This window comes from Collinsella sp. SGI.180 (assembly GCF_050313455.1).
In the GTDB taxonomy this organism is placed as follows: domain Bacteria; phylum Actinomycetota; class Coriobacteriia; order Coriobacteriales; family Coriobacteriaceae; genus Collinsella.
The window spans coordinates 51333-63941 of sequence record NZ_JBNPLL010000010.1 but is presented as its reverse complement, the minus strand read 5'-3'; the positions used below and the strand labels follow the sequence as shown (position 1 = coordinate 63941).

Below are 12609 nucleotides of genomic sequence, written 5' to 3'. Positions count from 1 at the left end.
GAGCAAATAACGTTTGTGTAATCGGGCCTCGCTCCTATATGGAACGGGGCCTCGCTTGGGTTGGAGAGTAATTATGAGCTATCCCCAGCTTGCCGTCATGAATATCAGCCATCGTTATTTTGACCTTGAGGAATTCTTTTCTTCGGCAGCGGCCTCGGGCTACACGTGTTGCGAGCTTTGGACCGGGGCGATGCATCTGTATGTCGATTGCCATGGATACGATTCGCTCGAGCAGGTGCAGGAGCTGTCACAGCGGTATGGGATTCGGATTGTGGGGCTTTGTCCCGAACAGAACAACCCCAAGCCGTGGAATATCGCGGCGCGCGGGAATGAGGCACGTGCCCGCACGCTCGCGTACTTTAAGAACGTTGTGGATATCGCGGCGGAACTTGGAGCCGAGCAGGTCATGGTCTCGAGCGGCTGGGCATTTTTGAACGAGCCGATCGAGGACGCGTGGGGTCGAAGTGCCTCGATGCTGCGTGCGATTGCCGAGCATGCGGGAGAGCGCGGCGTGCGACTGGTGCTCGAGGCCCTACAGCCGGTTGAGTCGATGATCGTGAACTCGGCGGCCGACACGAAGCGCATGATCGAGGCGGTTGATCATCCGGCACTTAAGGCGTGTCTGGATATAGGCGCTATGGCGGTGGCGGGGGATACCATCGACGATTATTTCGATCTGCTTGGCGATGATGTCGCCCACGTGCATTTTGTCGATGTTGCGGCAGATGGCACGACGCATCTTGCCTGGGGTGACGGCGACCGCGATATGCGCGCCGACCTGGATAGGCTGGTGGCGCGCGGCTATCGCGGAGTTGTTTCGGCCGAGACCTATGACTGGCGCTATTTTGCCGACCCCGCAGCTGCCGATGCGCAGGTAATGGCAGAGTATCGTCGTGCGATTGGCGCCTAGGTGGGGTTGGGTTGCGGCAATCTGCCCTATGTTTCCAAATGAATACGGTGTGAGCGGCTACGACGGATTTTCCCCGCAAACACTCTAGTATGCTAAAGTACCCAGAAGACCGGCGGAGCTATGCCGGTCTTCTGCTCTATATGAAACACAGCATGAGGAGGCTCACCAGATGACGGCCACACCGTGGGGATTCCGGGACATATTGCCCGAGGAGGCTCAGGCGCGCGAGGAGATCGCATGTACGGTGAAGGGCTGCTTTAGGGAGCATCATTACCTGCCGGTCGAGACGCCACTGCTCGAGGACAAGGGCTCACTCGAGGAGGGCGGCCGCATTGCGGACACGCCGTTTAAGCTCTTTGACGATGATGGTCGCCTGCTGGTGGTCCGTCCCGACAACACGCTGCCGATCGTGCGCCTGGTTTCGACCCGCATGCGTGCGGCCGATTTGCCCCTGCGCCTTCGCTACGAGGCGCCGGTGGTTCGCGAGTGCCAGCGCAATGCCGGTGGCTCGCGTCAGTTTACGCAGCTGGGCTTTGAGCTTATCGGTGCGGGCGATACCGCGGGCGATGTAGAGATTGTTTCGCTGGTGGCCGAGGCCGTGCGTAAGCTGGCGCTTCCCGATGCTCGTATTATCGCAGGTAGCGTGCGTCCTTTTAAGGAGCTGCTCGCGGCGTGCGAGGATCGCGAGCTGGCAGCCGAGGCCCTGCGCTGCGTGCATGCCAACGACTTTGTGGGCCTCGATGCCCGCGTGGCTGCCAGCACCGAGTCTGATGCCGTCAAGGCCGCCATTAGCGAACTGCCGCGCCTGCACGGTGGTGCCGAGGTGCTCGACCGCGTGGACGCGCTGCTGGAGGCCGCCGGTATCGCCGCGCCGCCGACGCGCGAGCTGCGTGCCCTGGTCGAGGGTTTGGCTCCCGAGGACGCCCAGGTGCTGTCGTTCGATTTCTCCATCATGAACTCTTTCGATTACTACACGGGCCTGGTCTTTAAGGCCTATGCCGGCGGCTTGCCCGATCCGGTCGGTTCGGGCGGACGCTACGACTCCATCTTTACCGGTGCATTTGGCGACGGCATCGAGGTGCCGGCGGCGGGCTTCGCCTTTTCGCTCGAGCGCCTGGAGGCCGCGCGTACCTCGGCAGAGGACACCGCTTCCGACGGCGATCACGCCGCGGGCCGTGGCGCCGAGGGTCCGCTGCGCATTGCCGTGCCCAAGGGCTCGCTTAAGGCAGACACGCTCGACGTGCTCGAGGCCGCGGGCCTGGACGTCTCTGAGTTGCGTGACCCCGGCCGTCACCTGATTGTGCGCGGTCGCGACACGCGTGCCGGTGAGGGCACGGTTGGCGATATCGAGTTTGTTATCGTGCGACCCAGCGATGCGCCCGCCTTTGTGGGCTGCGGTGGCGCCGATTGCGGCATCTGCGGCTGGGATTCGCTCATCGAGGCCGACCTCAACCTGCTGCAGCTGGTCGATTTGGGCTACGGCCTGTGCACCTTTATCGAGGCAGAGCCCGCGTGGCGCGCCGGCCAGGCCGAGCGCAACTATGCCCGCCGCGGTTCGCTTCGCGTGGCAACCAAGTATCCGCGCATCGCGAGTGCCTGGTATGCCGAGCGCGGTGTGAACGCCGATATCGTCTCGCTGCACGGCAACATCGAGCTGGGCCCCATCGTCGGCATGACCGACCGTATCGTGGATATTACCGCCACGGGTGCCACGCTGCGCGACAACGATTTGGTCATCACCGGCCGCATTATGGACTGCACGGCGCGCTTTTTTGTCAACCCGGGTGCCGCTCGCTTGGATCCGCGCGTACGCAATCTGGCAGATCGCTTGGCGGCGGCCGTTAAGGACAAGCATTTTGAGCCCGTTGCGGGCTCGGCACAATAGCGCGAGCACGCACGGGCGCCCCAACGTCTGGGCTGCGGGCCGATGGGCGCCGCCGCCCGGCCTCTCGTTTTTCGAACACAACCTCGACCGATAGGGGATACCGATATGAAGACTATCAAGCTTGCTCCCGGTGAGCGTCTCGTTACCAACCAGCTCAACCGTAAGGGCGTGCTGCCGCAAAACATCGTCGACGCCGCCCGCGATATCGTGGCCAACGTGCGCGCCAACGGCGATGCCGCGGTGCGCGACTACTGTCAGCGTTTTGATGGTGTTGAGCTGCAGAGCTTCCGTCTGCCGCAAGAGCAGATCGATGCCGCGCTCGAGGGCCTCGATCCGGCCTTTGTCGCGGCGCTCGAGAAGGCTGCGCGCCAGATTCGCGAGTTCCACCAGCGCGAGGTCGAGCAGAGCTGGTTTACCACGCGTGCAGATGGCACCATGCTCGGCGTTAAGGTGACCCCGCTTGCGGCAGCCGGCATCTACGTGCCGGGCGGTCGCGCGCAGTATCCCTCCACGGTGCTCATGAATGCCATTCCCGCCAAGGTGGCCGGCGTTGAGCGCGTGGTCATGGTGACCCCGCCGCAAAAAGATGGCCTGATCAGCCCCTACACGCTCGCCGCGGCAAAGCTCGGCGGCGTGGACGAGATCTATATGGTGGGCGGCGCCCAGGCCGTGGCCGCGCTGGCGTACGGTACCGAGACCATTCCTCGCGTCGACAAAATCACCGGTCCGGGCAACGCCTTTGTTGCCGCGGCCAAGCAGATTGTCTCGGGCGACGTGGGCATCGACATGGTCGCCGGTCCCTCCGAGGTCTGCGTGCTGGCAGATGCCACGGCCAAACCCATGGTGGTCGCGGCCGACCTGATGGCCCAGGCCGAGCACGATCCGCTAGCAGCCTGCTATCTGGTGACCTGCGACGAGCAGTTTGCGCGCGAGGTCGAGGCGGGTATCGACATTTTAGTGGCACAGTCCCCGCGCGCCGAGATCACGCGCGCCTCGCTCGACAACGAGGGCACCATCGTGGTGGCCGCCGATATGGCTGCTGCCGTCGAGGCGGTGAACACCGTGGCGCCCGAGCACCTGGAGCTGCACTGCAAGGATGCGATGGGCCTGCTCGGCGGCATTCGCAACGCCGGCGCCATCTTTGTGGGCGCTTGGAGCTCCGAGCCGCTTGGCGATTATGTTGCCGGCCCCAACCACACGCTGCCGACCGGCGGCACGGCCATGTTCTCCAACCCGCTTTCGGTCGAAGAATTCGTCAAGCGCTCGAGCGTCATTTGCTATACGCCCGAGGGCCTGCTCTCGGACGCTCCCGCGACGCAGCGCCTGGCCGAGGCCGAGGGCCTGTGGGCACACGCGCTTTCCGCCGCACTGCGTCGCCGTGTGCTGGAGCAGGGCGAGGGTGCCGTGAGTGCTGAGTCTCTGGCCGCGGCCGACCTGACCAAGGTCGCCTGGCCGGGCGACGCCGTGGCGACGGTCGCCGAGGGTGTGGACCTAGCGGCAGCAAGCGCGGATGGCGCTGGCGCGACCGGCGAGGAGGCCTAATATGGCCGAGCTGACGTCTCGCATGAAGGAGCTCGTCCAGCCCTACTTGGCTGGCATTGAGCCCTACAATCCCAACTTTACGCCCACGCGCATCAACCTTTCGGCCAACGAGAACACCTATCCTGTGCCGGCTGGCGTGCGCGAGGCGGTCGACGCCGCCCTGGCTGCCACGCCGCTCAACCGCTACCCCGATCCCATGTCGAACGACCTGCGCGACGAGCTTGCCGCTTGGCATGGCGTGGCGCGCGAGAATATCTGCGTGGGCAACGGCGGCGACGAGCTGCTCTATAACTACCTGCTGGCGTTTGGCGGCGCGGGGCGGACCCTGCTCAACTGCCCGCCGTGTTTTAGCGAGTATGCGTTCTTTGCGTCGCTCTGCCAGACCGAGGTGCGCGACGTGTGGCGAGACCCCGCGACCTTTGAGCTCGACCAGGCTGCCGTGCTCGCGGCGGCGCCCGAGTGCAACCTGGCAATCGTGACCTCGCCCAATAACCCCACGGGCGACGTGGCACCGCTCGACTTTGTCGCGGCCCTGTGCGATGCGTGCCCCGGCGTGGTGATGGTCGACGAGGCCTACGTGGAGTTTGCCGATGATTCGTTTGGCGCGGCCACCACAGCGCAGGGACTTATCGCCGAGCATCCCAACCTGGTGATCCTGCATACGCTGTCCAAGGCGTTTGGCGCCGCCGGCACGCGTCTGGGCTATGTGATTGCGGCGCCCGAGGTCATCGACGTGTTTGCGGCGATTCGCCAGATCTATTCGGTCAACGTGCTGAGCCAGGCGGCGGCGCTTGCCTGCGTGCGCGCCCGCGATGCGTACGCGCCCGTGGTGGCACAGGTCGCATCCGAGCGCGAGCGCGAACTGTGTGCCCTGCGCGCAATGGCTGCCGGGGGTCTGCCCGTGGAGGCATGGCCGAGTGCGGCGAACTTTGTGCTCGTGCGCACGCCGCATGCTACGCGCGTGCGTGAGCGCCTGCGCGACGAGTATTCGATTTTGGTGCGCGACTTTAGCTACGCGCCGGGGCTTGCGGACTGTCTGCGCATTACCGTGGGCACCCCGCAGGAAAACGATGAGGTGCTGGCTGCGTTTGCCGCGCTGGTGAAGGAGGAGATGTAGATGAGCCGTTATGCCGAGGTGGTCCGCAAGACGGGGGAGACCGATATTGTTGTCAAACTCGACCTGGACGGATGCGGCGTGTGCGATATCTCGACCGGCGTGCCGTTTTTCGACCACATGCTCAACGCCTTTGGCCGCCATGGCCTGTTTGATTTGACGGTGCATGCAGTAGGCGACGTGGAGGTCGACGCGCACCATACCGTCGAGGACACGGGCATTGTGCTGGGTGAGGCGTTTTGCCAAGCGCTGGGCGACAAGGCGGGTATTACGCGCTTTGCAGACGCGGCGATTGCCATGGACGAGACGCTCGTGATGGCCGCCGTGGACATTTCGGGTCGCGGCCAGGCCTACTGCGAGCTGCCCGTGCCGACCGAACGTGTGGGCAGCTTCGATACCGAGCTGGCCGTCGAGTTCTTCTATGCCTTTGCGCGCGATGCCAAGCTCACGCTGCACGTGCGCGAGCTCGCAGGCGGCAACTCGCATCACATTATCGAGGCCGCCTTTAAGGCCGTGGGCCGCACGATGCGCCACGCCTGCGAGCTCGATCCCCGCGTGCAGGGCATCCCCAGCACCAAGGGCTCGCTGTAACCTGCCAAAAAGGGACAGGTTTATTTTGGCAGGTTTTATCTGCGGAAATGCTGTCTCATACGGTGGGTGAACGTTTAACCGACCAAAATAAACCTGTCCCTTTTTGGCAGGTTTTGAATGGGAAAAAGGAGGGTCGCGTGGGCGAACCGAAGATCGTGGTGGTCGACTACCACAAGGGCAACTTGTCGAGCGTCGTGCGCGGGCTTGTGCGCGCCGGTGCCGCCGCCTGCACGTCGGACGATCCGGAGCAGATCCGCCGCGCCGACGGCCTGGTCATCCCGGGCGTGGGTGCGTTCTATGACGCGATCGCCTTTATGCGCCAGAGCGGCGAGGCGGACGCGGTGCTCGACGCCGTTGCCGCCGGAACTCCGCTGCTCGGCATCTGCCTGGGCCTTCAGCTATTTTTTGAGCGCGGCAACGAGGGCGTGCCTGCGGACGAGGGCGCGGTCGCCGACGGCAGCGCCCCCGAGCAGGCTGGCGGTCCCTGGGTCGATGGCCTGGGCATTATGCGCGGTTCGTGCACGCGCTTGGAGTCGAGCCGCCTGAAGGTGCCGCACGTGGGCTGGGACCAGGTGCACATGACGCCCGCCGGTGCGGCCGATCCGCTGCTTGCCGGTTTTGCCGAGGGTGCCAACATGTACTTCACCCACAGCTACGCGGTGGCTGACGACGCCGATGCCGCCGATGTGCTGGCGTGCACACACTATACGCGGAGCTTCCCGTGCATCGTGCGCCATGGCAACGTGTGGGGCTGCCAGTTCCATCCCGAGAAATCCTCCGCGCTGGGTCAGCGCATCCTTAAGAACTTTGTGAGCATCGTCGAGGAGGTTGGCCGATGATCCTGTTTCCCGCAATCGATCTGATCGGCGGCAAGGTCGTGCGCCTGGAGCGCGGTGACCGCAGCCGCTGCAAGGTATATTCCGACGATCCCGTGGCCGTTGCCCGCTCGTTTGCCGAACAGGGCGCGAGCTGGGTGCACGTCGTCGACCTGTCCGCTGCCTTTGGCGAGGACGAGGGCGCACGCGCTGCCAACTCGGCGGCGATTAAGGCCATCTGCGGCGTCGACGGTCTGTCCGTGGACGTGGGCGGCGGCGTCCGCTCGCTTGCGCGCATCGACGAGTTGGCAGGCTACGGCGCATGCCGTATCGCGCTGGGCACCGTGCTGGTGACCGAGCCGGGTTTTGCCGAAGTGGCAGCCCAAGGCTTTGGCGAGTTGCTGGTGGCAGACATCGCCGCGCGCGACGGTCAGGTCAAGGTGAACGGCTGGCGCGACGGCGCAGGTGTGGCGCTCGACGATGCCGTGGCGCAGCTTTCCGAGCTGGGCTTTAAGCATCTGGTGTATACCGACATCGCGCGCGATGGCATGCAGACGGGTATCGATGTGGCGGCGTATCGCCATGTGGCCGAGGTCGCGGGCTTTCCCGTCGTGGCTTCGGGCGGCATCTCGACGCTCGACGACATCCGCGCACTGGCCGCGGTGGGTGAGGGCGCGATTGAAGGCGCCATTACCGGCCGTGCGCTCTACGAGGGCAACTTTACGCTGGCCCAGGCGTTGGCCGCCGCCCGAGGGGAGGAGTAGCCCATGCTTACCAAGCGCGTAATTCCCTGTCTGGACGTCAAGGACGGCCGCGTGGTCAAGGGAGTTAACTTTGTGAGCTTGCGCGATGCGGGCGATCCGGTGGAACTGGCCCGTGCCTACGACCGCGAGGGTGCAGACGAGGTCGTCTTCCTGGACATTACCGCGACGAGCGACAACCGCGCGACGACCATCGAGATGGCAGCGCACGCGGCCGAGGAGCTCGCCATTCCCTATACCGTGGGCGGCGGCTTTCGCGACCTGGCGGGCATGCGCACCATGGTTGCCGCCGGTGCCGACAAGGTGTCGCTCAACTCGGCGGCCGTGCGCGATCCGTCGCTGATTAGCCAGGCTGCCGCGGCGTTTGGCAGCCAGGCCGTGGTCGTGGCGATTGATGCCAAGCGTGTGGGCCTGCCCGGCGCATCCGGTGCCGACAAGTGGGAAGTCTTCACGGCGGGCGGTCGCAACGCCACGGGCATCGACGCGGTGGCGTGGGCCGAGGAGGCGGCTCGTCGCGGCGCCGGCGAGATCTTGCTCACCAGCATGGACCGCGACGGCACCAAGGCCGGCTTTGATTTGGCGCTCACCCGCGCCGTGGCCCGCGCGGTGCCAATCCCCGTCATCGCGAGCGGCGGCGTGGGCACGCTCGAGCATTTTGCCGAGGGCGTGATCGAGGGCGAGGCCGACGCCGTGCTGGCGGCGAGCGTCTTTCACTTTGGAACCTTCAGCATTCGCCAGGTGAAGGAGTATATGGCCTCTCAAGGCATCCCTGTCAGGTTGGACTTCTAGCGCTGCGGCTTGCCCAGGCACCCGACCTTCCGGCTCCAACCCTCCTCGCGTACTTAAGTACGCGTCGTCGGGCTTGTCGCTCGGAATCTCGGGCACCTGGACAACCCTCGCCGACCTGCGAAGTTTGAATTTGGGGAGAGAAATGGAAGAGATAACCGATCCTTCAAAGCTTGCGTACGACGCCCGCGGGCTGATTCCTTGTGTGGTTCAGCAGTATGACACCGGCGAGGTGCTCATGGTTGCCTGGATGAACGAGGAGTCGGTGGGGCTGACGCTCGAGACCGGCACCACGTGGTTTTGGAGCCGCAGTCGCCAGGAGCTCTGGAACAAGGGCGCGACGAGCGGCAACATGCAGGAGGTTCGCGAACTCTGGGCCGACTGCGATAGCGATACGCTGCTGGTCAAGGTCGACTCGCCGGGTCCGGCCTGCCATACCGGCAACCGTACCTGCTTCTTTAAGAAACTCGCGTAGGGCGGGCGCTCGACCAGGCGCTTGGCCGACCAGAAAGGATTGAACCATGGGTGTGCGTACCGCAAACGTTCAGGATGGAAATATCGGCGAGACGCTAACGGGGCTGGCCGAGGTGATTCACGGTCGTCGCGATGCGTCGCCGCAGGAAAGCTATACCGCTCGACTGCTGACCGATGTGGAGGATGAGCTGCTCAAGAAGCTTGCCGAGGAGGCGAGCGAGGTGATCATGGCCTGCAAGGATAACGACCATGATCACATTCGCTACGAGGCTGGTGACCTGGTCTACCACCTGCTCGTGACGCTTGAGCGCTACGGCATTACCCTCGACGAGCTGGCCGGCGAACTCAACGCCCGCCGCCACTAGTCGTTAAAGAACGTCCCCGATGACCATAGAAGTTGCGGTGGAATAGTTCTTGTTTGACGGTCTTAGGGCTATAAATAGGAGCTATTTCACCGCAACTTATGAAGGGATGGCTAGGCGAGGGGTGTGGACTCCCATTCGCCGGCGGGGTGGGGCATGTCGAAGGTTCGGTAGCCGCAGTCGTAGGCATGGGCTTGGGCCTCGCGGATATTCCAGCAAATATCACAGGCGCGGTGCGCATCCGAGCCAAAGGTAATGGGCGCCTCAGCATGGGCAAAGCAGCGCAAAAGGCCGGTCGCGGGATAGTAGTCGTCGAGCCCCTTGCGCGGTGCGGCGGTCGAGACCTCAACGCGGCGGCCCGTATCGTGCGCACACTCGGCCATCTGCTGCCAAAACGGTGCGGGGTCAAAATCGGGCGCAAAGCCTTCCTTCGAAAAGCGCATGACCAGGTCGGGGTGAGCCATCACATCAAAGTTGAGCGAGCTTTCGCAGGCGCGGCACCATTCATCGACGTAGCGCTCCCACACGCCGCGCACACCTAAGTTTTCCCAAACGTGCAGGTTGGTGTCGTCGTCGATCCAGCCGCAGCGTGAGTCGGGCGTATCGGGGCGCGCGACGCCCTCTGTCCCCGTCGTGCCCGCAGCGCCTGCCATGATATTGCCCGGGTTACCAATCCAATGCACGCTGCCCAGGCGTACGACGGCGCCCCGGGACCAGCGCTCAACCAAAGGCTCGCAGCCTTCGTACCAATCGCACTCAAAGCCATAGACAAGCTCGAGCTCCGGCGCAATCTGCGCGGCAAGCTTGCGGGCATCCTCAAAAGCCAGACGATGCGCCGGCAGGTCGCCCTCGACAACCTGCACCTCGCAGGTGGCATCCATGCTGGCAGGCAGGGTAAGGTGATCGGTCGAGACCATGGTGCGGCAACCGGCCGCAGCAGCGGCGCGGACGTTGTCTTCAAACGAGGCGTGTCCGTCCGAGAACGAGGTGTGAGTATGGCAATCGACCAGCGGGCAAGCAGGCATGGCGGCTCCTTTACGTCAAGCGAATCTGCTCCATTGTAACGGCGCGGCCCCCAGTGCGATGTACGCGCCGGGGGCCGAAATCGACTGGAAAGGACGGGCGGCGCATAAGGGCGGGCTCGCGACATCGGCCTTGCTTCGAATCATGTACCTCAGCCTCCAAAACCGACAAAAAATGACATGTTTGGAGGCTGATGTACATGTTTGGCCGAGGCGGTGGAGTGTCGGTTCTTGCAGACAAGGAAAATCGCGCTCATCGCGCGCCGCCACACTTGCGCCGCTCGCGATGTGCTAGCGTTTGGGTGAATAAAACGAGCCCGTGCGGAAAGGAGCCGGACCGTATGCAACGTGGAACTACATCTCCGCTGTCCCGCGAGACCGATGCGCCCGAAACCATCGTCAAGCTGGAGTGCGACATCGACGACGCGTCGCCCGAGGTGCTCGCCTACGCCGCCGACCGCCTGCGCGAGGCCGGCGCGCGCGAGGTGCACTGGCTGCCCCTCTATTGCAAGAAAGGCCGTCCTGGCTGGCAGTTGCAGGTAATCTGCACCCACGAGGATATCGAGCGCCTGCAGACGATCATCTTTTTGGAAACCACGACCAATGGCATTCGCCGCCAGGTTATGGAGCGCGTTTGCCTGCCGCGCTACTTTGAGCGCGTAACGACGCCGTGGGGCGAGGTGTCCGTCAAGGTGGCCACCTTGCCCGACGGCAGTGAGCGTGCGGCGCCCGAGTACGAAGACTGCGCCCGCCTTGCCCGTGAGCACAATGTGCCGCTCCAACGCGTGATGCAGGCGGCCCAGAGCGCGGCACTGTGATTTGAATAACGCGGCTGGTGGCGACATTCCGCGCCCGGCCACGTCAACCCCACCCCGAAAGGACCTCCATGAAATACCTCATCGCTTCTGACATCCACGGCTCGGCATATTGGACCGAGCGCCTCTGCGCCGCCATCGAAGCCGAGCAGCCCGACCGCATCGTCCTGCTGGGCGACCTGCTTTATCATGGTCCGCGCAACGACCTGCCGCGCGACTACGCTCCCAAGCGCGTGATTCCGCTGCTCAACGCCCTGGCCGACCGCATTATCGCGGTGCGCGGCAACTGCGACGCCGAGGTCGACCAGATGGTTCTCGACTTTCCCGTCATGGCCGACTACTCCGCACTGTTCGACGAGGTCGGCCGCGAGCTGTTCCTGACGCACGGCCACGTCTTTGGCGCCGGCATGCACAACAGCGTCGACCACGCGCCCGCGCTGCCCGAGGGCTCCGCGCTCGTCTACGGCCACACGCACGTCAAGGTCAACGAGGAAAGCACCGCGCACCCGGGTCTGTGGCTCTTCAATCCCGGCAGCGTGAGCATCCCCAAGGACGGCACGCACAGCTATGGTATCTACGAGGGCGGCGCGTTCCGCCATGTGATCATGGAGGAGGACTAACCATGGCCGAGCACATGGCTCAGCAAAATGCCGAAGGTTCGCGCGACCTGTCCACGCTGGTCGATGCATCGGCCGAGTTACAACATCTGGTACAGACTATCTGGCGCCTGCGTCAGCCCGACGGCTGCCCGTGGGACCGCGAGCAGACGCACCAGAGCATTGGCAAGAACATGATCGAGGAGGCCTACGAGGCGCTCGACTGCATCGAGGCGGATGACGCGGCCCATCTTCGCGAGGAGCTGGGCGATGTGCTCATGCAGGTCGTGCTGCATGCGCAGATCGCGGCGGACGCCGGCGAGTTTACGCTGGCCGACGTGGCGCGCGATATCGACGCCAAGCTCATTCGCCGCCATCCGCACGTATTTGGCGATGTGGATGCCGGCAGCTCCGACGAGGTGCTCAAGATTTGGGACGAGGTCAAACTTGCCGAGAAGGCCGCCAAGGACCAGGCCGTGGCGGCGGGCGATGCTGCGCCCGAGGGCCTGCTCGACGGCGTGCCCACGCATCTGCCGGCGCTGATGCAGGCTCAGAAGGTGTCGCGCAAGGCGGCTGCCGTGGGCTTTGAGTGGGATACGGTCCAGGACGTGTGGGACGAGGTCGCCGAGGAACGTGCCGAGTTTGAGGCCGAGGAACCCGGCTCGCCCGAGCGCGAGATGGAGTTTGGCGACCTGCTCTTTGCCCTGGTCAACGTTGCGCGCAAGGAGGGCATCGACGCCGAGAGCGCCCTTCGTGCCAGTACGGCAAAGTTCCGCCGCCGTTGGGCCGCAATGGAGCAGATGGCGGCCGATGCCCATGTTGATCTTGCCGAGCTTTCGACCCACGGGCTCAACGACCTGTGGGATGCCGCAAAGGCAGAGGAGTAGGACACGGTGTTGGTCGGCGGGGCGTAAGGGCGGCGCCCCGCCGACTTGC

14 protein-coding genes are annotated in these 12609 nt (G+C 64.4%); 13 read left to right on the top strand and 1 reads right to left on the bottom strand.

Annotated elements, in window-relative coordinates; genetic code table 11:
* Positions 1–73 precede the first annotated feature (73 nt).
* From ACQRAP_RS05600 to hisE, 10 genes are all read left to right on the top strand, one after another.
* A complete protein-coding gene (locus ACQRAP_RS05600; protein WP_195444739.1) occupies positions 74–910 on the top strand; it encodes a sugar phosphate isomerase/epimerase family protein in 837 nt (278 codons plus the stop codon).
* A gap of 169 nt (positions 911–1079) precedes the next feature.
* Positions 1080–2795, top strand: a complete 1716-nt coding sequence (hisG, locus tag ACQRAP_RS05595) for an ATP phosphoribosyltransferase (protein WP_427728471.1) — start codon at positions 1080–1082, stop codon at positions 2793–2795.
* A gap of 105 nt (positions 2796–2900) precedes the next feature.
* Positions 2901–4337, top strand: a complete 1437-nt coding sequence (gene hisD / locus ACQRAP_RS05590) for a histidinol dehydrogenase (protein ID WP_152067999.1) — start codon at positions 2901–2903, stop codon at positions 4335–4337.
* A 1-nt stretch (position 4338) separates the two neighbouring features.
* Positions 4339–5454, top strand: coding sequence for a histidinol-phosphate transaminase (hisC, locus tag ACQRAP_RS05585; RefSeq protein WP_427728474.1), 1116 nt, complete (start codon positions 4339–4341; stop codon positions 5452–5454).
* Positions 5455–6042 (top strand): imidazoleglycerol-phosphate dehydratase HisB, encoded by a 588-nt coding sequence (gene hisB, locus ACQRAP_RS05580; RefSeq protein WP_427748065.1) that lies wholly within the window; start codon positions 5455–5457, stop codon positions 6040–6042.
* A gap of 137 nt (positions 6043–6179) precedes the next feature.
* A complete protein-coding gene (locus ACQRAP_RS05575) occupies positions 6180–6881 on the top strand; it encodes an imidazole glycerol phosphate synthase subunit HisH (protein WP_427728478.1) in 702 nt (233 codons plus the stop codon).
* Positions 6878–7621, top strand: coding sequence for a HisA/HisF-related TIM barrel protein (locus ACQRAP_RS05570; RefSeq protein ID WP_427728480.1), 744 nt, complete (start codon positions 6878–6880; stop codon positions 7619–7621). Before ACQRAP_RS05575 ends, ACQRAP_RS05570 begins: the two co-directional genes overlap by 4 nt.
* A 3-nt stretch (positions 7622–7624) precedes the next feature.
* Complete coding sequence (gene hisF / locus ACQRAP_RS05565; RefSeq protein ID WP_117769949.1) at positions 7625–8407, top strand: imidazole glycerol phosphate synthase subunit HisF; 783 nt, start codon at positions 7625–7627, stop codon at positions 8405–8407.
* Positions 8408–8549: 142 nt separating this feature from the next.
* Positions 8550–8879 carry a phosphoribosyl-AMP cyclohydrolase gene (gene hisI, locus ACQRAP_RS05560; protein ID WP_427728483.1) on the top strand — a complete coding sequence of 110 codons (330 nt, stop codon included), beginning with the start codon at positions 8550–8552 and terminating at the stop codon, positions 8877–8879.
* A 46-nt stretch (positions 8880–8925) separates the two neighbouring features.
* Positions 8926–9243: a phosphoribosyl-ATP diphosphatase gene (hisE, locus tag ACQRAP_RS05555; protein ID WP_006235893.1), complete on the top strand. Its 318-nt coding sequence runs from the start codon at positions 8926–8928 to the stop codon at positions 9241–9243.
* A 110-nt stretch (positions 9244–9353) separates the two neighbouring features.
* Here hisE and ACQRAP_RS05550 read toward each other — a convergent pair whose 3' ends face one another.
* Positions 9354–10265, bottom strand: coding sequence for a PHP domain-containing protein (locus ACQRAP_RS05550; protein ID WP_427795100.1), 912 nt, complete (start codon positions 10263–10265; stop codon positions 9354–9356).
* A gap of 338 nt (positions 10266–10603) precedes the next feature.
* Here ACQRAP_RS05550 and larC point away from each other — a divergent pair, with 338 nt between their 5' ends.
* From larC to mazG, 3 genes are all read left to right on the top strand, one after another.
* Positions 10604–11080 (top strand): nickel insertion protein, encoded by a 477-nt coding sequence (gene larC, locus ACQRAP_RS05545; RefSeq protein WP_427728489.1) that lies wholly within the window; start codon positions 10604–10606, stop codon positions 11078–11080.
* A 68-nt stretch (positions 11081–11148) separates the two neighbouring features.
* Entirely contained in the window at positions 11149–11697 is a 549-nt protein-coding gene (yfcE, locus tag ACQRAP_RS05540; RefSeq protein ID WP_427728491.1) for a phosphodiesterase, read from the top strand.
* A gap of 2 nt (positions 11698–11699) precedes the next feature.
* Positions 11700–12560 carry a nucleoside triphosphate pyrophosphohydrolase gene (mazG, locus tag ACQRAP_RS05535; RefSeq protein WP_427728493.1) on the top strand — a complete coding sequence of 287 codons (861 nt, stop codon included), beginning with the start codon at positions 11700–11702 and terminating at the stop codon, positions 12558–12560.
* The last annotated feature ends 49 nt before the right edge of the window (positions 12561–12609 follow it).